This window comes from Streptomyces sp. NPDC052910 (assembly GCF_055585605.1).
In genome coordinates, this window is record NZ_JBVJJR010000017.1 from 60155 (window position 1) to 79577 (window position 19423).

11 protein-coding genes and 1 pseudogene are annotated in these 19423 nt (G+C 71.1%); 3 read left to right on the forward strand and 9 right to left on the reverse strand.

All coding sequences use genetic code 11. The annotated features are described in order from the left end of the window. Positions 1-10 precede the first annotated feature (10 nt). The 6 genes from ACZ6X9_RS33255 to ACZ6X9_RS33280 all read right to left on the reverse strand — a co-directional run bounded on the left by ACZ6X9_RS33255 (position 11) and on the right by ACZ6X9_RS33280 (position 11762). Positions 11-4828, reverse strand: a complete 4818-nt coding sequence (locus ACZ6X9_RS33255) for a putative T7SS-secreted protein (RefSeq protein WP_469781774.1) — start codon at positions 4826-4828, stop codon at positions 11-13. Next, positions 4828-5394: a hypothetical protein gene (locus tag ACZ6X9_RS33260; RefSeq protein WP_469781775.1), complete on the reverse strand. Its 567-nt coding sequence runs from the start codon at positions 5392-5394 to the stop codon at positions 4828-4830. The genes ACZ6X9_RS33255 and ACZ6X9_RS33260 overlap by 1 nt, the downstream gene beginning before the upstream one ends. After that, positions 5391-5813 carry an SseB family protein gene (locus ACZ6X9_RS33265; protein ID WP_469781776.1) on the reverse strand — a complete coding sequence of 141 codons (423 nt, stop codon included), beginning with the start codon at positions 5811-5813 and terminating at the stop codon, positions 5391-5393. The genes ACZ6X9_RS33260 and ACZ6X9_RS33265 overlap by 4 nt, the downstream gene beginning before the upstream one ends. Positions 5814-6158: 345 nt before the next feature. Further along, the gene (locus ACZ6X9_RS33270) at positions 6159-9470 is read right to left on the reverse strand and encodes a WD40 repeat domain-containing protein (RefSeq protein WP_469781784.1); all 3312 of its coding nucleotides are present in this window, start codon (positions 9468-9470) and stop codon (positions 6159-6161) included. Further along, positions 9377-11140 carry a caspase, EACC1-associated type gene (locus tag ACZ6X9_RS33275; RefSeq protein ID WP_469781777.1) on the reverse strand — a complete coding sequence of 588 codons (1764 nt, stop codon included), beginning with the start codon at positions 11138-11140 and terminating at the stop codon, positions 9377-9379. The genes ACZ6X9_RS33270 and ACZ6X9_RS33275 overlap by 94 nt, the downstream gene beginning before the upstream one ends. A gap of 4 nt (positions 11141-11144) precedes the next feature. Next, positions 11145-11762 carry an effector-associated constant component EACC1 gene (locus tag ACZ6X9_RS33280; RefSeq protein WP_469781778.1) on the reverse strand — a complete coding sequence of 206 codons (618 nt, stop codon included), beginning with the start codon at positions 11760-11762 and terminating at the stop codon, positions 11145-11147. A 310-nt stretch (positions 11763-12072) separates the two neighbouring features. Here ACZ6X9_RS33280 and ACZ6X9_RS33285 point away from each other — a divergent pair, with 310 nt between their 5' ends. Further along, positions 12073-12966: a sigma-70 family RNA polymerase sigma factor gene (locus ACZ6X9_RS33285; protein ID WP_469781779.1), complete on the forward strand. Its 894-nt coding sequence runs from the start codon at positions 12073-12075 to the stop codon at positions 12964-12966. A 743-nt stretch (positions 12967-13709) separates the two neighbouring features. Here the strand turns inward: ACZ6X9_RS33285 and ACZ6X9_RS33290 are convergent. Both ACZ6X9_RS33290 and ACZ6X9_RS33295 read right to left on the reverse strand, forming a co-directional pair. After that, positions 13710-14756 carry an NUDIX hydrolase gene (locus tag ACZ6X9_RS33290; RefSeq protein WP_469781780.1) on the reverse strand — a complete coding sequence of 349 codons (1047 nt, stop codon included), beginning with the start codon at positions 14754-14756 and terminating at the stop codon, positions 13710-13712. 780 nt (positions 14757-15536) lie between these two features. Next, the gene (locus ACZ6X9_RS33295) at positions 15537-16505 is read right to left on the reverse strand and encodes an ROK family protein (protein WP_469781781.1); all 969 of its coding nucleotides are present in this window, start codon (positions 16503-16505) and stop codon (positions 15537-15539) included. Between the two features lie 318 nt (positions 16506-16823). Here ACZ6X9_RS33295 and ACZ6X9_RS33300 point away from each other — a divergent pair, with 318 nt between their 5' ends. Further along, positions 16824-17813: a LacI family DNA-binding transcriptional regulator gene (locus tag ACZ6X9_RS33300; protein ID WP_469781785.1), complete on the forward strand. Its 990-nt coding sequence runs from the start codon at positions 16824-16826 to the stop codon at positions 17811-17813. 258 nt (positions 17814-18071) lie between these two features. On the opposite strand, the gene ACZ6X9_RS33305 is transcribed toward ACZ6X9_RS33300, so the two are convergent. Then, the gene (locus ACZ6X9_RS33305) at positions 18072-18386 is read right to left on the reverse strand and encodes a DUF6980 family protein (RefSeq protein WP_469781782.1); all 315 of its coding nucleotides are present in this window, start codon (positions 18384-18386) and stop codon (positions 18072-18074) included. Positions 18387-18451: 65 nt separating this feature from the next. Here ACZ6X9_RS33305 and ACZ6X9_RS33310 point away from each other — a divergent pair. Further along, positions 18452-19310: pseudogene (locus ACZ6X9_RS33310) on the forward strand (IS5 family transposase). Positions 19311-19423 lie beyond the last annotated feature (113 nt).

Consider the following 19423-nt stretch of genomic DNA (forward strand, 5'->3'; position numbering starts at 1 on the left):
GGGTGAATCGCTACCAGAGTGGCCCATCGTAACCTCCACGGCTTGTCACGATCTTCTTTCCGGGGTTGCTGAGCCGTATTGCTCTCTCGAAATCTCCAGCAGGGATGGGATCCTTGCTCATCGCTGGATCGTAGACGTATCTTCCGTCGGTGTAGACATCGTGGTAGATGTACTCCTCCAGTTGCATTCCCCCTTTCTCTGGGACTGCGAAAGTCCCTCTGGGGTGGGTGGTGAAATTGATGATGTGGCCGTCCCCCTTGCTGTCTTGCATGATCCACTCAGCGATTTCCGAACAGTCGATATTCCCCCCAATAGGGACCTTTCGCATAGCTTCCACGGCAGATGCGTCCGGCGGGAACGCAGGGTTCGGAGAGCGGAAATCGTAGGGTCCCCGCTTCTTCTCGGTCTCTGGGCACTCTGGCGCCAGCCCGAGCGGATCGATGTACCGGTGAGGGTTGTGGACGTAAATGGAGGCATTGGGTGCTACGGAGAGACCCAACGGGTCCACCTGCAGGTAGCGGGCAGTTTCGGGGTCGTAAGAGCGGTAAAAGTTGTAATGCAGCCCAGATTCCGGGTCGAAGTACTGCCCCGGGAACCGCAACGGCGTATAAGCCGAGCTGTCCGCCGCCCACGCCGTAGTCCCCCACAGCGTCGCCCGCGAGCGCCACGCCGTCGTCCCCGTCTCGTCGATGAGTTCCGTCGGTGTGCCGACCAGGTCGGTGACGATCGCGAAGAAGCGCCGGTCGATTTCGTGTTGGGGGGCGTCGGCTGCGGAGATACGCTCGGTTTGGGCCACGGGGTGGAGGCCGTCGTGGTCCCAGGTGAGGGTGACCGGGTTCGGCAGGGCGTCGGATGTGGTGGTCTGTTCCGCCAGGGTGGGGCCGTCCCAGGTGAAGTCGACCTGTTCGGCGATGTCGCCCGCCGGCGTCAGGCGCTGCTTCGCCGTGCGGCGGCCGAAGGGGTCGTACTGGTAGCGCCACCTCGTCCCGTCCGGCGTGACAACCCCGACCAGGCGGTCCTCCGCGTCCCAGGAGTAGCGCCAGGTTTCCGGTTTGCGGGACAGGCGGGTCTTCTGTCGCAGGACGACGCGGCCTTGGGCGTCGTGTTCGTAGCGGATCCGTCCCGCCCGGGTGATGCGGGTGCCGGCGTAGGCGCGCGGACCCTGTGCTTCCGCACCCGGGTGGTCCGTCGGCCAGGAAGCCTGCGTCTGGTTGCCCGCCGCGTCGTACGCGTAGCGCTCCGTCCAGCCTTCGGCGTGGACGGAGGTGACGCGGCCCGCCGCGTCCAGGTCGAAAGTGCGCGCTCCCGTCGCCGAGTCGGTGATGCCAGTGAGGGAGCCGTCGGGGCGGTAGGTGAAGGTGCGGTGCTGGAGTGGGTCCGGGGCGGTGGGTGCCGACAGTGTCTGGGTGGTGAGGCGGCCCGCCGCGTCCCAGTCGTGCGTCAGCGTCACGCCTTGCCCGAAGTGGCGGGCCACCTCGCGGCCCGCCGCGTCGTGTTCCATCGCGAAGGCGTGCCCGGAGGCGGTCAGTCCGGTCCGTCGGCCCGCCGCGTCGTACGTCCACGTGGTGACCGCGCCCCCGGGCGTCACCCGTCGCGTCCGGCGGCCCAGCTTGTCGTATGCGTACGCGAGTGTCCGGCCGTTGACCGTCTCCGACTTGACGCGTCCGCGGCGGTCGCGGGAGTAGACGAGCGTTGCGTCCGGACCCGCCGCCTCCAGAAGACGGCCCGCCGGGTCGTGGGCGTACGTGGTGACCTTGCCCGCCGCGTCCTTCCGCGTGATGCGGCCCAGCGGGTCGTAGTGGTACCCGATCGTCTCCCCGAGGCCGTTCGTCCGCTCGGTCAGCCGCCCCGCCGCGTCGTGTGCGTACGTCAGCGTACGACCGTCGAAGTCCGTCTCCGACGTCAGGCGACCGGCCGGATCGTAGGTGTACGACCAGGTCAGCCCCTGCGGATTGGTGACCGTCCGCAGTCTCAGCTCCGTGTCGTGGGTGAAGGTGTGGCGGACGCCGTCCGGGGTCGTGCGCGCGGTCAGGAGGTCGAAGTGGGTGTACTCATTGCGCGTCACTCCGCCCAGGGCGTCGGTGTGGGTGACGCAGTTGCCCTCGCCGTCGTACGTCCAGGTCTCCTCCGCGCCGTCCGGTCCCGTGCGGCGGGCGAGGAGGCCCTCCGTCGTCCAGGCGAGACGGGTGACGGCACCCAGCGGGTCCGTGATGGCGACGGTGCGGCCGAAGGTGTCCCGTTCGTAGCGGCTCGTCCCTCCGACGGGGTCCGTCACCTCCGCCACCAAGCCCGCCGCGTCACACCGCAGACGGGTGACGTTTCCGAGGGCGTCGGTGACCGACGCGAGGTGTCCCGCGTCGTCGTAGGCGTAGGACGTCGTGGCCCCGGCGGGGTCGGTGACGGAGACGCGGTTGCCTGCCGTGTCGTACGTCTGCCGCCACGTCGCGCCGTCCGGTTCGGTGATCGTCTCGGGGAGGCCGAGGGCGTTGTACTCCGCCGCGCTCTCACTGCCGTCCGGACGGACGACCGAGAGCAGGTTCCCCTCCTCGTCGTACGAGAACGTCGTCGTGTGGCCGAGCGGGTCCGTGCGCGAGACGAGACGGTCCCGGCCATCCCAGGCGAGGAGCGTCGTGGCGCCCGTGGGGTCGGTCTCCGCGACGAGTTGTGACCGCGCGTCGAAGACGTGGCGGCTGGTGTGGCCCAGGGCGCTGGTGAGAGTGGTGACGCGCAGGCCCGTCTCAGGGTCCGGCTCCCCGTACTCGAACGTGCACCGCAGGTGCCCGGCCTCGCCGGTCTCGTACACACAGCGGTTCCGGTCGTCGTACTCGTACCGGTAGGAGCGGCCGTTGCGGTCCGTCCACGACGTGGGCCGACGGCGGTCGTCGTAGGTGAAGCGAAGCGGGAGACCCGAGGAGTTGACGACTTCCGTCAGGTTGCCGTCCGCGTAGCCGTAGCGCATCAGCTCCACGTCGCCCAGGTGCAGGGCGGTGACCCGGCCGCCGTCCGTCGTGACGCGGATGCGGTAACCGGCGTGGTGGGTGATGTCGGTGGGGACTCCGTCCTCGGAGTAGTCGAAGGTGATCCAGTGCCCGTTGCGGTCGGTGATCTGATCCAGGAGGGCGATCTCGTGCCGGTCGCCGCACGGAACCGGTGCGGAAAAGTGCCACGTCCGGTCTCCGCGCCGGTCCGTGACGGTGTAGCCGCCCTCCTCCGTTGACTCCAGGGGCCAACGGGGGCCGTGGGACGGGAGGGTGGGGACGCCGGGAGCCGGGTGCGGGTAGGCGAGCATCATGCCGTCTTCGCAGACGAACACCACTCCCTTCGCGTCGATCTCCAGCCGCTGGTCCACCGTGCTGGACCAGGACGGGCCGAACCAGTGGCCCGCCCGGTATCCGGAGCTCACCCTTCGGGTGAAGGTCAGCGGGAGGGCACCGGGAAGGGTGACGTCGGTCTGGGCGAGGAACATGTACCCCGACGCCAGGTCGATCGGGTCGCCTCCGCACTCCCGCTGGGCGTCCGCCTTCTTCAGGTCGTGGGGCTCGGCGTCCGCCTGCCCGCGCGCCGCACCCGCCTCTCGCTCGGCGCCCTTGCCGAGCCCCTTGGCCCCCCGGGCGCCCGCCTCTTCCAGCCCGTGCTTGCCCACGTTCATCGCCGCGCGCCGGGCCGCCACCCCGCCCAGACCGGTGCCGCCGCTGGCCATGGCGGTCAGCGCGTCGAAGCCCAGCCGGCCGGTCGCCTCGGAAGGGTCCTTGCCCCAGCCGGTGCCCAGGAGGGTGGAGGGTATCTGGTCGGGATGGTTGGCCAGCGTCATGATCCCGGCCCCCATGTTGCTCATGTGGTCGAGGTACTGCGCCGGGTGCGTGACGTTGTACGGGTCGATGGGCAGGACGGTCCGGACGAACTTGACCATATCCGCGGCTCCCTTGGCGAAGCCTCCGGCGAAATGCGTCAGTTCGGTGGCGGACGCCGTCTCGAAGTCGTCGATGTTCATGCTCACGCGGCTGGTGAACGCCGGTTTCTGCGGCGCGTGGGCCAAGGCTCCCTTGACCGCCGTGGCCGCGGCCTCCGCAGCGCTGTTGCGCTGGGTACGGGCATGGGTCAGCAGCTCCTGTGCGTGCTGCATCTTGTCCGCGCCGGCGTTCGGGCAGGCACCCGGCGGCGTCGGACGCGGGCCCGGGTCCTTGCCGTCGTCCAGCTTGGCGTTGTATTCCTTCGCGGCCTTGTCGTAGGACTCGACCTTGGCCTTGTAGGCGTCCAGCGCCTCCTTCTGTTCCCGCTTTCCTTCCTTGTAGAGGGCGATGGCCTCCTTCGCCTTTCCCTGGGCCCAGGTAACGGTCTCTTCGTAGCGGCTCAGGGCCTTGGCCGCGTCCTCGCAGGCCTTCGCCGCGTGTCCCCACTGCGAGGGATGCATGGCGAACTTCTCACGGAAGGCGTCAGCGCCCTTCCCCTTCCAGTGATCGGAATCCAGCCGCGACATGCCGTCGCGCACCCGCCCGAACGCCGCCGCGAAGTCGGACAGGTGGGACGCCGAGGAGCGTATCTTTCCCGGGCTTCCGTGAATCAGCTCGTTGGCCTCTTCGGTCTGGCCGAGCTGTTGTTCGCTGACATGAGCCCCCATGCGGGAGGCGAAGTTGTCACCGAAGTCGTCCACGCCGTCGGCGAGGTCGTGCATGCCCAGCGAGTCGAGGCTGTCACCGACGCCGTGGGAGACGTATCTGACGCCTTTGCCGACCTGCTTCTTTCCCTCGTCCCATATCCCTTCGGCCTTCTCGCCGACCTTGTCGACACCCTTCTTGAGGCCGTGGCCGAGATCCCCCAGGAAGCTCATCAGTGCTCCCCCTGTCCGGTCTGGCCGGTGACGCGCTTCATGGTCTCGACGTTTCTGTGGCCGGTGTCGATGGTGTCCTGCATCACTTCCATGTTGGTCTGCAGGGAATGGCGGAAGGAGTCCTCAAAGGACTTCTTGCTGTAGTCCACGTGCGCGAAGTTCCCGTGGTCCGCTATCTCGTCCATCGACATCTTCTCGACCTGCTCGTCGGAGAGCGTCGGGTCGGCACCGAACGCGGCCACACCGACCTTGAGGGTCCCCTTGATGTACTGGTCGTTCTCGTAGTAGTTGCCGGCGGCCAGCCCCACCCGGCGGGCGAACTGGTTCCCGTCGTGGACCAACGACCGTACGCCCCACTCCCAGCGCTCGGCGAAGGTCTTCAGCGCACTGGTCAGGCCGTCGTGGCCGGTCTGCATACCGTTCAGCTTGATGTCGGAGAAGCCCCGGCCCGCCGCCGACTCCCCGATCATGCCGAGTTCCCTCAGTTCGGCGAGGGCGGCCGTGAGCCCCTGGGCTATCTGCCCCAACGCCTCACGGTCCGCCGCCAGATCGGATCCGCCACTCATCTCGTTCCCCCTCCGGCGGTCCCGACGACCGCCACGGCGTCCGGTACCACACCCGCCACCGGCGGCAGGAAGAAAGGCGTGTCGCTTCCCATGTCCAGGGCGATTCCCGTCGGCTCTCCGACGGCGGGTATCACCACGTCAAGAAGCCGAGCGCCCAGGACGGTGAGGTAGTCCACGGCCGCTTCACCGGGCCGGACCGCCACCCCGCGCGCCTCGGCCCGCGCCATCACGAAGCGGGCCAGGGACGGCTCGTCACAGAAGGCGTGGATCCACCACACGCCCTCGTACCGCGCCGTCCACAATCCACCGCGCTCGTCGAGCGGCACGAGGACCGCCGCCCGCCGGAAGGCCCCCACGACCTCCGCCGGAGCGACCTCTCTCGCGTAGAGAGCCGCCAGCTCCTCACTCAAAGTCAACACACCGATACCTCCCGCCCCGGGACAATACCGTGGGCTCTGGTGGGAGCACACGGAGTGCCCTCGTTCTCCGGGCGGTGGGCAGGGTGGGCACACCCAGGGGCGGCAGGGGCGGGGGAAGAGGGAGGCCGGAGAAAAGCCGACTGCCGCTGCCGGCCCGGCTGTCGACGGTGTGGAAAGCCGATACGGCGAGCTCAGGCGAGGCACTCATGCGCATCGTGCCGCCCACCGCACGCTGACCGATCGTCCGTCGCCGGCCACTCGTCACCCGCCGTCAGTCACAAAACTCGCGGTTCAGTCACAAGTCACAGGACTCGCGGTTCAGTCACAAGTCACAGGACTCGCGGTTCAGTCACAGGACTCGCGGTGCGGGATATCCGGGAAGAGGGCCTTCCACTCGTCCTCCGGGATGCTGAGCGGGCGGGTTTCGCACAGGGTGCGGTAGAGGCGGTCGGCGTTGAGGTCGATCAGGAAGGTGCGCTCCTCCTCGTCGTCCTTTTTTCGGACGGCGAAGGCGGGACGCCCCCGGTCGAGGACCTGGACGTTCGAGACGCCGGTGAACGTGACCAGGCTGGGCCTCTTCCACGTTCCGTCATCCTGGAGACCCCAGGCGCGGATGACCGCGGGGACGGACAGGAAGATGTTGCTGCCGTCCGTCTCCTCCGTGATGAGGACGCCCGACGAGCGGTACATGCCCGTGACTCTGCGCTCGAGTCGCAAGTGCCGGCCCCGGCGCGGGTGTTGCGGGTCCCGGACGTCCCAGAAGGTCACCGTGCCGTCCTTGAGGGTGGTCGTCAGGGTGTGTTCGCCGGCCGGGGCGACCGCTCGCGGGGCGCCGGGCAGTTCGGCGGCCCGGCCGGGGTGGTGGACGTCCCGGAGGTCCCAGAGCCGGAGATGTTCGTCGTCGTCACCCTTGACGATCATGAGGTGGCGGTCCGGCACGTAGTACGCCCATCCACTCGCCCCCTTGGGCAGGACGCCGGCCCTGCGAGGGTGCCCCGGATCGGATACGTCCCACAGGTGCACGTCCCTGTCCTCGGGGCCGGTCCCCGCGACGAGCAACGTCCGCGGGTCGAGGAACCACACCACGCTGTCCAAGGGCCTGAGCGGCGTGTCGAGGACCGCGCGCCGTCTCGGCCGGTCGGGGTCGGAGACGTCCCAGAGCTCGACGCCCCGCCCACCGCCGTTGCCGAGGGCGAGGAGGCGGCCGTCGCGGCTGTTCGAGGTGACGGGGCCGGCGGAGGTGAAGGGGATGTCACGGCCCGGGCGCCAGCGGTCGCCTTCCTTTCGCAGCAGGCGGAACACATGACGCTCACTCCCCTTCTCCGACCGGTGAACGAGGAGGGTGTCCGTTCCGGTACCCGCGAGGAAGGAGCGGGCCTCCCACGACCGCCACGGGCCGAGGACCAGTCGGGGGTCCGGTCCGCTCACGTCCCATACCCGGGTCCTCTCGTCGCTGCCCGCCGTCTCCCGGGTGACGAGGTAACGGCCGTCCGGACTGACCGGGCTCTCCCCCGCCTGCCCGTCGGGCACCAGCCCGGGCACGGTGGGCGCGGGCGGGCGCTCGGGCCACAGCCGTACGTCCCCGGTCTGCTCGCCGGCGGCCACCCAGGCGCCGTCGCGGCTGTAGGCGACGGACGCCACCGGCCCGCTCGCGGGCCGTTCCGTCGGCCGCGGCATGCCGCTCGCCACGTCCTCGTCCTTGTCCGGGATCCTCTTGAGGCGCAGGGCACCGTCCGACAGGGTGGCCGCCCCGGCGAGCATCGCTCCGTCGGGCCGGAAGCTCAGTGACGGGATGGACCCGTCCTGGTCGCCTCCCCACTTGTCGGAGGGGACGGCCGAGTGGTCTTTGATCCGGCGCAGGCGGCGGCCGTCCTCCACCGCCCACCAGGCGGTGTACGCGCCACCGCCGGTGGCCACCACGAGGTCCCGCCGTGGGTGGGTGGCCACGGCCAGGAGCGAGTCGGTGGCGGCCGTGTCACGGAGTTCGGCGTGCCGTGCGTCGCGGACTTCCCACAGCCTCACCTCGGCCTTCTTGCCGGCGTGGGTCTCGGTGAGGCCGCTGCCGGTGACGAGGTGGCGGCCGTCGCGGGTGAAGGCGACCGACCAGACCTGCGCGGCGGAGACGGAGGTGTCGAGGCCCGGAGAGGGGCGGGCCGGGTCGCTGGTGTCCCAGAGCCTGACCCGGCCGTGTTCGGAGCCGCTCGCCAGCGTCCGTCCGTCGGGGCTGAACGCGACGGTGGGGGTGGCGCCGCGGGTGGTCCGGCGTTCGGCCGCCGTGCGGGGGGCGGTGGGCCGGGAGACGTCCCAGAGGCGGAGACGCCCCGGGTCGTGGACCGCCAGGATCGGCAGCCGGGGGTGGAAGGCGAGCGAGGCGCTGCCGTCCACGCGCAGTTCGGCGGCCTTGCGGGGAGCGGCCTTGCGGCTGACGTCCCAGAGCTGCACGACCCCTCCGCGCTGGCTGGTGGCGAGCAGACGGCCGTCGGCCGAGAAGGAGACGGCGACGACGGTCTCCTCGTGCCCCGTCCGGATGTCGGTGGGGGTGGTGGACAGCGCGCTCGCGAAGAGGCTCGACCGTGTCTCGGGCAGCGCGGCCTCCCGGTAGGCCGCCAGACTCAGCAGGAACGCGGTCTGCGGGTCCCTGCGGCGCATCGTGTCCGCCTGTGCGGCCAGTCGCTGGGCGATCAGCCTGGTCTCGCGGTCCTCCGCCGCGTGCTGGGCGCCGCGGGCGAGGACGGCGAGCGTCGTCGCCAGCACGGCGAGGGCGACGACGATGGCCGCGCCCGTGAACAGCAGGCGTTTGCGCCGCCGTTGGGCCCGTTCGCCGGCGGCCAGGAAGTCGCGCTCCACCGGCCGGAGGCCGAGCCGGCTCGTGGCGTCGCCCAGAATCGACCCGGCCGCCGCCAGATGCCGGCCCGCGTACAGGCCACTGGCGGGCCGCCCGGCCTCGTCCCAGGCGTCGGCCGCCTGCCCGAGGCGGCGGCGGACGAGCAGTCCGTCGAGATCGGCCTCGATCCACTGGCGGAGCCGGGGCCACCCGGACAGGAGGGAGTCGTGGCACAGTTGGGCCTCGTCCTCCCCGAGAATCAGCAGGCGCGCGTCGGCGAGCCGCCGGACCAGCCCCATGACGTCGTCCAGTTCCGCCAGGGGCACCCGGCGGCGTACGGCCCGGCCGTCACCGTCCAGCAGGTGCACCATGCGCAACAGGAGCCCACGCAGGGCCTCGCGGTCCTTGGGACCGAGGGCCTGGTGGACGCGTTCGGCGGTACGGGCGACGGACGCGTGGATGCCGCCGGTGGAGTGGTAGCCGGAGAAGGTCAGCAGGTCACCGTGACGGCGGGCCCACGTCTCCTGGAGGGCGTGGGCGAGGAACGGCAGCGCGATCGTCTCCCCCTTCCCGGACCGTTCCTGGCGCAGCTCGCGCAGCAGGACGTCGCTCAGGCCGTCCTCCAGCCGGAGACCGGCCTGGGCCGCGGGGCGCTCGATGGCGGTGCGCAGCTCTTCCTCGGACATCACGGGAACGGGGAACTGGCCCCGCGCGCACACCGGCGCGAGGTGCGGATCGCTCAGACACGCGTCGAGGTAGTCGGCGCGCAGACCGAGGACCACCCGCGGGCCGACCGGGTCACTTCCGGCGCCGGCCAGGGCCCGGACGAACAGACGGCGTTCCTCGGCGTCGCGGCAGTGGGTGAAGACCTCTCTTCCACCTGGTCGACGATGAGGACGGTGGGTGAGCGGGGCTCTCGGATGGGGGTGGCTGCGCCTGCCGTGCTTGCCGGTTCTGTCGTCCCTCTGCTTTCTGTCGTCCCTCTCCTTCTCCTTCCTGGCTCCCCTGCCGCACCTGCCGCACCTGCCGCACCTGCCGCACCTGCCGCACCTGCCGCACCTGCCGCACCTGCCGCACCTGCCGGGAAACGACCTGCGCCCAGGTCCCGTTCGGTCTCGGTGAATGAACGGCCCGTCGCCCGCGCCCACGCGGTCGCCAGGGTGTGGAACGGCCGGGCGCCGGGCGCGGACAGGAGTAGCACCGGCCCCTGGCCGGAGGCCTCCAGGGCGGCGACGAGACCCGCCCTGAGCAGGGACGACTTGCCGACCCCGGACGGGCCGACGAGAACGACCGGGTGACGGTCGCGCGGGTCGGCGACGCGTCGCAGCAGGGCGCGGGTCGTCTCCTCGCGGCCGAAGAACAGGTGACGCTGCTCGGGGAGAAAAGGCCGCATGCCCGGGTACGGGCAGGGCCCCGGGCTCTGGTCCCGCGGCTCGTCGTCGGGCGTGACGGGAGCGTGCCGGGGGTTCGCACAGAGCACCAGATCGCCCAGGCGGCCTTCGCTGCCGGCGTGGGGGCGGGCGGAGGTGTCCTGGAAGCGGCGGTCGAGATGACGGTAGACGTCCGAGAGCGTGAGCCACCGGGGACCGCCCGGATCACCTTCCCGGAGCAGACGCAGCAGGGCGTCGCCGAAGAGGGTGTGCTCTTGGCCCTCGGGCGCGAACGACGCGGCGTAATGGCTGGCCGAGGCGAGCAGGAAGCTGCCCTGCGGACGAGCCGACGCGTAAGGGTCCCGGTACGGGGCCCGGTCGACGGTCTCGGCGAGACCGGAGAAACAGCAGTCGAGCAGGACGACGGAACGAGCCCGCGCCTCGCCGAGCCGGTCGCGGACCTGGGCGTAGGCGAGCGCGTAGGCGGTGCTGTCGGGGGAGGTCGTCGCGGACGTCGCCAGGTAGAGCCGGTCGGCCGGGCCGAGGAGGCCGTGCCCGACGAAGCAGAAGAGGACGATGCCGCCCTGAGCCGCTTCCAGGGCCTCCTCCAGAGCGGCCAGGATCTCGGCCGGCCCGGAAGGATCGGTGAGGAGGCGGACGCGGTCCTCCCCCATGCCGCACACGGTGACGAGCGTCTCGGCCAAGGCACAGGCGGAACGGGTGGCGCTGGGGAGGTCGGGGAGGTGGCCGTTGGCTCCCTGCCGGGTGGCGATGGGGTGACCTGTCTGGTGACGGGCGGGGGTGTGAGCGGCTGGGGCGGGGGTAGTGGAGGTGGCGGGAGTGATGGGGGTGGCGGGTTCGCGGGGGTCGGAGGGGGCGGAGGGGGTGGAGAGGGCGAGGTCGGGCCCGTACGGGTTGGTGCTCTCGGAGGTCCCGTAGGGGGCGGTGATCCCGTAGGGGTCGGTCCCGTGGCCAGGGGCCCTTTGCGAGCCGATCCCATGGCGGCCGATCCCCTCACAGCCGGTCCCATCACGGCCGGCCCCGTCACGGCCGGCCCCATGACAGCCGGTCCCGACCACGACGGCGTGGCAGTCCGGGCCCGTCAGATCTCTCGCGTCCTCTCCCCCCGGCACGGCGTCAGCTCCGGTCCGGCTCCGGTCCGCGGGCCGAAGCGGCGTCGCCTACCCCGTCCGTATCGGCGGCTCGGCCAGAAACGGCACGAGCAGGAGCAGGAGCAGCGTGGGCGGCAGGAGCGCCACCGTCACCCGCACCCGCACCCGCACCAGCACCAGCACCAGCACCAGCACCAGCACCAGCACCAGCACCAGTGACGCCAACGGTGCCGCCGGCGGTGCCGCCGGCGGGCGGTTGCGGACGCGCCCCGGCTGCGTTCAAAGTGGCGGCGAGGCGTTCCACCAGCTCCGCCGTGCCCTCGGCGTCCAGCCCCCGGACCTGGGTGGCGGCGACGGTCATCCGCGTGCCGTCGGGCAGGTCGATCGTGACCGTCTGGTCGCCGCGCCGGCTCCGCAACCAGGCCACGACGGCGGCGGCCACGGCGGCCGTCACGCCACCGGGTGCCAGGAACAGCGGCAGGAGTTCGTCGGCCGCGCCCATGGTGCCGGGAGCCGGGGGCGGCGCGGGTTCCCGTCCGACGTGGTGCCGCAACTGCGGATCGCGGCGCAGTCGATGCCGTAAGTCGCTCAAGGCACCGGCCGGGTCGCTCTCCGACCCGGTGACGGACAGGGTGATTCTCATCTGCCCTCCAGGAAACCAGGGCGTCCCCACGAACCGCCCTACTCCTCGCCCACAACTGTACGCCGGAAGACCGGCTTTGGGCTCGAAACGAGACGAGGCCCCAGCAGACCCGGGACCGCTCGAGTACCCCTTGCCCCTTCCCCTCTCACGCCACCGCCTGTGCGGAACGACCCGAAGCGCGTGATCGTGCGCACATTCACCCCCTCGCCTGTCACACACGCGCCGTCCGGCACGTCAGTGTTCCGACCGAGGAATCAGGCGATGCGCGGAACCCCAGCGCGCCGCACGCCCCCAACAGAACGGTGAGGGAATGGACAGCGCGAACGACACCGAGTTCCTGGCGCGACGCTTCGAGGAGCACAGGTCGCACCTGAGGGCGGTCGCCTACCGGATGCTGGGGTCGCTCGCTGAGGCCGACGACGCGGTGCAGGAGGCGTGGCTGCGGCTGAGCCGCGTGGACGCCGACGAGGTGGGGAACCTCGGCGGGTGGCTGACGACCGTCGTCGGGCGGGTCTGCCTCGACATGCTGCGCAGCCGTACCGCCCGGCGCGAGGAGCCGATGGAGGAACGGCTGCGGCTGCCCGACCCGGTCGTCAGCGGGGTGGACGGCGTGGATCCGGAGCAGGAGGCGCTGCTCGCGGACTCCCTGGGACTGGCGTTGCTGGTGGTGCTGGAATCGCTGGCGCCGGCGGAGCGGCTCGCCTTCGTTCTGCACGACATGTTCGCCGTGCCCTTCGACGAGATCGGCCCGGTCGTCGGGCGCACCCCGGCCGCCGCCCGCCAGCTCGCCAGCCGCGCCCGCCGACGGGTGCAGGGCGCGGCCCCCGCCCCGGACCCGGACCTCGGCCGGCAGCGCCGGGTCGTGGACGCGTTCCTCGCCGCGGCGCGCGGCGGCGACCTCGACGCCCTCGTGAACCTGCTGGACCCGGACGTGGTGGCGCGGTCGGACAGCGGTCCCTCGCGTGCGTTCAGCGTCGTACGGGGTGCGGAGGCCGTCGCCCGGCGCGCGTCGCAGTTCGCCCGCGTGGCCGAGACGGCGGTGCCGGCGCTGGTCAACGGCGCGGCCGGCATCGTCTCGAGGATGGGCGGGGCGCCGTTCTCGGTCATGGCCTTCACCGTCGTGGAGGACCGGATCGTCGCCCTCGACATCCTCACCGACCCGGAACGCCTGGCCAGGCTGGACCTCACCATGCTCGATCACTGAGATTCCGGATCGGGGCCCGGGTCCGGGTTTGGACCCGGGCCCGGGTCCGGGTCCAAGCCCAGGCGCGGATCCTGGTCTGGGCTCGGCTGGACGCGCCGCGCACGTCGCGGCCCGTCCAGCCGGCCAGAGAACCCAGGCGCCCGTACACAGCGCCCGGCACCCCGCACAGCCATCCGCGCTCAGGGTCCTGTATCCGCCAGCGCCACAACCCACCACTCGTTCCACTTGCTGTCGAGACACCCCGCCGGATCGCCGTACGGATGAGGAGTCACCTCTACGGGGAGAGGGGTCGCCCGCCGACGGAAGTGTGCCGCCAGGAGTCGGACGGGCACCCCCACTGAACCGGTCCGCGTTTCGCCCAGCCGAAGGGACGTTTCCACGTCCCAGCGCAGGGGCGGGCGGCCTTAGGCGAGGTCCTGGCTCCGTCACACTCCAGCACCTCGCCGCAGTCCTGGCACATCTCTATCTCTACGAACCTGACGGACTCGGAGACGCTCCCGCAGCCAGTTTCCAAGGCCGGTTCCGAGCGCGGTTCCGAGCGCGGTCCCGAGCGCGGTCCCGAGCGCGGTCCCGAGCGCGGTCCCGAGCGCGGTCCCGGAGACAGTTCCAAGAACAATTCCCGAGAACGGTCCCACCGACGGCTCAGAAGGCGGTGCCGAAGCGACTTCGCCCCTTGCCGCTGCCGCCCCTCCCCGGCGACGACGAGGATGTTCGGCACGCCGAGCCACCGAGCCCGCCGGTCGTCACGGGCGGCACCCGACCGGCACCCCCGCCTCCAGGTTGAGCGGGCAGCCGCGCTCCCGGGCCCGGAGGGCCCAGCGGAGGCGGCTGAACCGGACGGGAGGCAGCAGGGCGCTCGCCTCACCTTCGGTGACGAACCGCCAGCCGCGCAGTTCGGCGCCCGGGAGCAGCAGGCGGCGGGCCTCCGCCTCGGTCAGCCGGCCGCCGTCGAAGAGGAAGCGGAGGCCGCCGAAACCGGGCGGACGGGGAGGTTCCCAGTCCACGACCAAGAGCTTCGGTACGTCGGGCAGTTCGATGCCGATTTCCTCCGCCACCTCGCGCATGCCGGCCCGTGCCGGTGCCTCGCCCGGTTCGACGATGCCGCCGGGGAATTCCCAGCCGGGTTTGTAGGTGGGGTCGACCAGCAGCACCCGGTCGTGTTCGTCGAAGAGGAGCACCCCGGCGGCCAGGGTCTCGGCCTTCGGCTCGGGCGTCTCGACGATCTGGCACGGCCCGGCGGAGCCGTCGCGCACCGCCCGGGCGATCCGTTCGGCCGCCTCGCGCGGGGTGAGCCGTCCGGTGTCGACGACGAACGCGTCGTCGGTCAGCCAGGTCAGCGCTTCCTGGTAGGCGTCGACGTGGTCCCGGGCCCACTGCCGGACGGCCTCGCTGCGGACGGGGTCGCCGGGGTCGTCCACCCGGCCGTCGATCCGCTTCCGCAGGATCGTTTCGTCGCAGTCCAGCAGGATGTGCCGGACGGGGATCCGACGGGCGGCGAGCGTCCCGAATATCTCGTCCCGGTACTCCTGCCGCAGCAGTGTCATGGGGACGACGAGCACCCCGCCCACCTCCGCGAGCAGGGCCGCCGCGGTGTCGGCGACCAGACGCCGCCAGATCGGCAGGTCCTGGAAGTCGTCGACCTCGGCCACCCGCCCCGGCGGCAGCAGATGCCGCAGCCCCCCGCCGACTATCTCGGGGTCGTAGAGATGGCTTTCCGGCATGAGCCCGGCCAGTTCCCTCGCGGTGCTGGTCTTGCCAGCACTGAAAGCGCCGTTCAACCAGACGATCACGGTTCCCCCTCCTCCGGGCGGCCCCCTTGCGATGCCCGGAACACCTTGCCACGGAAGGACGGACGAGCGGGATGGGGCCCTCGGTTCACCGGCGGACCCGCTGTGCGGCTCACAACTCCCGTGGTCCCCACGGTTCCCACAGACCTCAGGACTTTCGGGTCGCGCATGTCGCAGATGGCGAATCACGCGACTCGTGAGCGCACGTGCCGCTTACGTCGCCCAAGCCACTCCTGCCACTTCTGTCAGGTGCAACCTCCCGGCTCGCACCAGGCATTCACGCCACTCGTGCCGCACACACCGGGCATCCCGCTCACACCATGCATGCTGCATGCTGCGGGCCCGGGTGACCCAAGCCGCCTGCACGGCACACGACACTCACATCACGTCCGCGCCACCGACCGCTTCCCCACCCCCTGGGCCCGGGGGGCGGGCGAGTGAGCACGAAGCAGCGCCCAGCTCACAGACCAAAGGTCCTGACGCCGAAACCACCGGACGAGACCGCCCGAAGCCCTGACACCGGGCACGCCGACATCAACAGGGTGCACAGGCACGCAATGCCATCAGATCATCACGGGCAACTAGCACCCGACGACCGCACGGCTGCCCGTGCCCCTCCAAGCCAAAACCCTGCCCTGGACGACACGATCCCGCCCCGGCCACCGCCCCTATCTCCCCGGCCGCCTTCCCTCGCCCGGCATCACCTGACGCCACGTCACCCACAGCCAACCGCCGACGCACCCCCGCCGCCCCGGCCAACCAAAGACCCGCGAGACGACAACCTCACTCCCGCCCCCACACCCCAACCCCCTCCGCCGCGGCCGCCGCCGCGCCCACCAGGCCGGCGTCACCGCCCAGCCGGGCCGGCAGCACCTCGACTCCGGCGGCGAAAGACAACGTCGCGTAGTCGCGCAAGTGCCGGCGCAAGGGCCCGAAGAGAACATCACCGGCGCCCGCGACGCCTCCGCCCACCACCGCGACTTCGATCTCGGTGAGGACCGCCGTCGCGGCAATGCCTGCCGCGAGGGCCCGGGCGGCGCGGTCGAACGACGCGACGGCAAGGGGGTCACCGGCACGGGCCGCCGCGGCGACGCCGGTCGCGCCCGCGTCCCCGTCCGGCCCGGGTCGCCAGCCGGACTCGCGGGCCCGCCGTGCGATGTTGGGGCCGCTGGCGATCCGCTCGACGCAGCCACGGGCTCCACAGGGGCATGGGTCACCGTCCAAGTCGACGCTGATGTGACCGATGTGGCCGGCGTTCCCCGTGGGCCCCGGGAATAGACGTCCACCTAGCACCAGCCCTCCCCCCACCCCCGTGGACACCACCATGCACAGGGCGTGGTTCCGCCCCCGCGCCGCACCGAGCCAGTGTTCGGCGGCGGTCATGGCGACACCGTCCCCGACGAGGACGACAGGCAGGCCGTCGACCCGTCGTCCCACCTCGGCCACCAGCGGAAAGCCGCGCCAGCCGGGCACGTTGACCGGGCTGACCGTACCGCGTGACGCGTCCACCGGCCCGGCGCTGCCGATGCCCACCGCTCGTACGCGACGCCAGTCGGAGGAGACGGCGAGTTCGTCCAGCACCTCCGCCACCGCGCTCATCACCACCGCCGCGTCGCCCTCGGCGGGGGTCCGTCGCCGGGAGCGGACGAGGAGCCGCCCCTCGGCGTCCACCAGCGCGCCCGCGATCTTGGTCCCGCCGATGTCGAGGGCTGCGACGAGAGCGTCCGGTCCGGTGTGCGTGGGGGACGGCATGGGGAACGTTCTCTCCTGCTCCGCTCGCAGCGCGACCGGCCCCGGGTGGCCGGCCGTCGCTTTCCCGCCAGTCTCCGCCACTGTTGACAACGTTGTCCAGGCTCTATGCTCGATCGACGCGCCTCGCACACGCGGGTGCGCGCGAGGCCCGGGGCCGCGTGAAGACGCAGAGCACACCAAGCACCCGCACCACACGAGCAGACGAAACAGAAGAATCTATACAAAGCCCCGCAAAGCTCACGGAGGACGCGCCACGTGCCCGACACCACCCCCGTCACCGCCCGCGCCCCGCGCCCCCGTTACGGAACCCGGCCGACCATGAAGGACGTGGCGACACGCGCCGGCGTGGGGTTGAAGACGGTGTCTCGCGTGGTGAACGGCGAGCCCGGTGTGACCGCCGAGACCGAACGCCGCGTCCGTGAGGCCATCGCCGCCCTCGGCTTCCGGCGCAACGACAGCGCCCGCGTGCTGCGCAAGGGCCGGACCTCGTCCGTCGGCCTCGTCCTGGAGGATCTGGCGGATCCGTTCTACGCCCCGCTCAACCGCGCCGTCGAGGAGGTCGCCCGCGACCACGGTGCGCTGCTCGTCAACGGCTCCAGCGCCGAGGATCCCGAGCGGGAGCGCGAACTCGCCCTCGCCCTCTGCGCCCGCCGTGTCGACGGTCTCGTCGTCATTCCGGCCGGCGACGACCACCGCTACCTGGAGCCGGAGATGGCGGCGGGCGTGGCCACGGTCTTCGTCGACCGCCCCGCCGGGCTGATATCCGCCGACACCGTCCTCTCCGACCACGCGGGCGGCGCCCGCGACGGCGTGGCACACCTGATCGCACACGGCCACCGCCGGATCGGCTTCATCGGCGACCAGCCGCGCATCCACACCGCCACCGAGCGACTGCGCGGCTACCGGGCCGCGATGGACACCGCCGCGCTGCCGGTGCACGACGGCTGGATCTCACTCGGCCCCACGGCCCCGGAGCGCGTGCGTGGTGAGGTGCTGCGCATGCTGTCCTGCCCGGCGCCCGTCACCGCCCTCTTCACCGGCAACAACCGCGTGACCGCCACGGCCGTCCGTGTCCTGTCCGAACTCGCCCGCCCCGTAGCCCTCGTCGGCTTCGACGACCTCGAACTGGCCGACCTCCTCTCCCCCGCCGTCACCGTCATCGCCCAGGACCCCGCCCGCCTCGGCCGTACCGCTGCGGAACTGCTCTTCCAGCGCCTCGACGGCTACGCGGCGGAGGCCCGCCGCGTCGAACTGCCGACACGGCTCATCACCCGCGGCTCAGGCGAACTTCCACCCACGACGAACTGAGCACACCGGCCCGCGCGAGCAGACGGGACACGGCCCCGAGCGATGATGCCGGACTGTGGACGGCTCCTGGGGGTGCCCACCGCACTCACCGCGTCAGCGAGCTGCGGAGGAGCGCACGAGAAGGCATCAGCCACCAACCCGGGGCTGCCGCCTCCGGCGCCCGACCACGGGGGACGGACGGAGGGCTGACCGAACCGGCTCTGCCGTACCGCAGGGCTAGGGCGTGTATCGGAAGTGGCTTGAGAGGCTGTTGGTTCGTCAGTCCTGAGACAGGGTGGTGAGCCAGCGGTCGTCCTGAAACTCAGATGGGACTTCGTCCTCCCACGGATCGATCCCGCGGCGTTCCAGTTCGTCGAACCATCGGTCCCGCTGTGATTCGGGGAGGCGTCGTCCGCACCAGGGGCAGAAGTCGATAGTGATGCTCGATGTGCCGCCGTCGTGGGTGATCAGCCCGTACTCCTGGAACTTGGCGCTGAACTTGATCAGCGCGTCCGGACAGGCGAAGGGGTCGTCGTGCTGGTCACAGGGCACGTTCACGCGGCGGCTCATCGCCTCGCAGCAGTGGTTCGTCATGACCTCGGCTTCTGGTTCATCGGCACTCTGCCCAGAAGTAGATCATGGTCTGTGATGATCACCGGATGGCCCGTGGAGATCTGACGGATACGCAGTGGATCCGGCTGGAGTTGTTGTTGCCAAAGGGCAAGAAGCCAGGCCGTCCGCTGGTATGGACCCGGCGGCAGCTGATCGACGGCATACGGTTTCGCACCCGCACTGGCGTCCCGTGGCGGGAAATGCCGGAGCGGTACGGGCCCTGGGCTCGGGTGTACGACCTGTTCCGCCGCTGGCAGCGGAACGGCACCTGGCTGCGGATCTTCAGCGAGCTTCAGGCCCAGGCCGACGTTAGGGAGCTCAGCATCGACTCCACCGTGTGCCGGGCTCACCAGCACGCCGCCGGGGCGAGGAAAAGGGGGATCTGCAGGCCGAGCCGCCCGGCGGTATCGCCGTTGAGCCTGACGAGCACGGGCTCGGCCACTCGCGCGGCGGCCTGACCACCAAGCTTCACCTGGCCGTCGAGCAGGGGCAGAAGCCCATGTCGATCGTGATCACTGTCGGGCAGCGCGGTGACTCCCCGCAGTTCGAGCCCGTCCTGAAGAAGGTCCGCGTCGCTCGTCTGGGTTCGAGGCGTCCGCGGACCCGGCCCGACCGGGTCCGCGCCGACAAGGCGTACGCCTCCCGCAAGAACCGTGCCTACCTGCGACGACGCTGAATTCGCTGCACCATCCCGGACAAGGCCGACCAGGCCCGCAACTGCAAGAACCTCGGCTCTCGCGGCGGTCGGCCACCCAAGTTCGACGCCGAGGACTACAAGGCTCGACACGCGGTCGAATGTGGCATTATCGCCTCAAAAGGCACCGCGCCGTGGCGACTCGCTACGACAAGCTCGCAGTCCGCTACGAGGCGACCGTCCTCGTCGCGGCCATCAACGAGTGGCTGTGACCACCACATTCGATACACGCCCTAGTACTCCAGTTGCAGTTCGCTATCGCCGCTGGTCAGGGGCCTGTTTTTGAGTGTAGTCGGCTGACTGGCCGTCATGTCGCGGAAGTTCG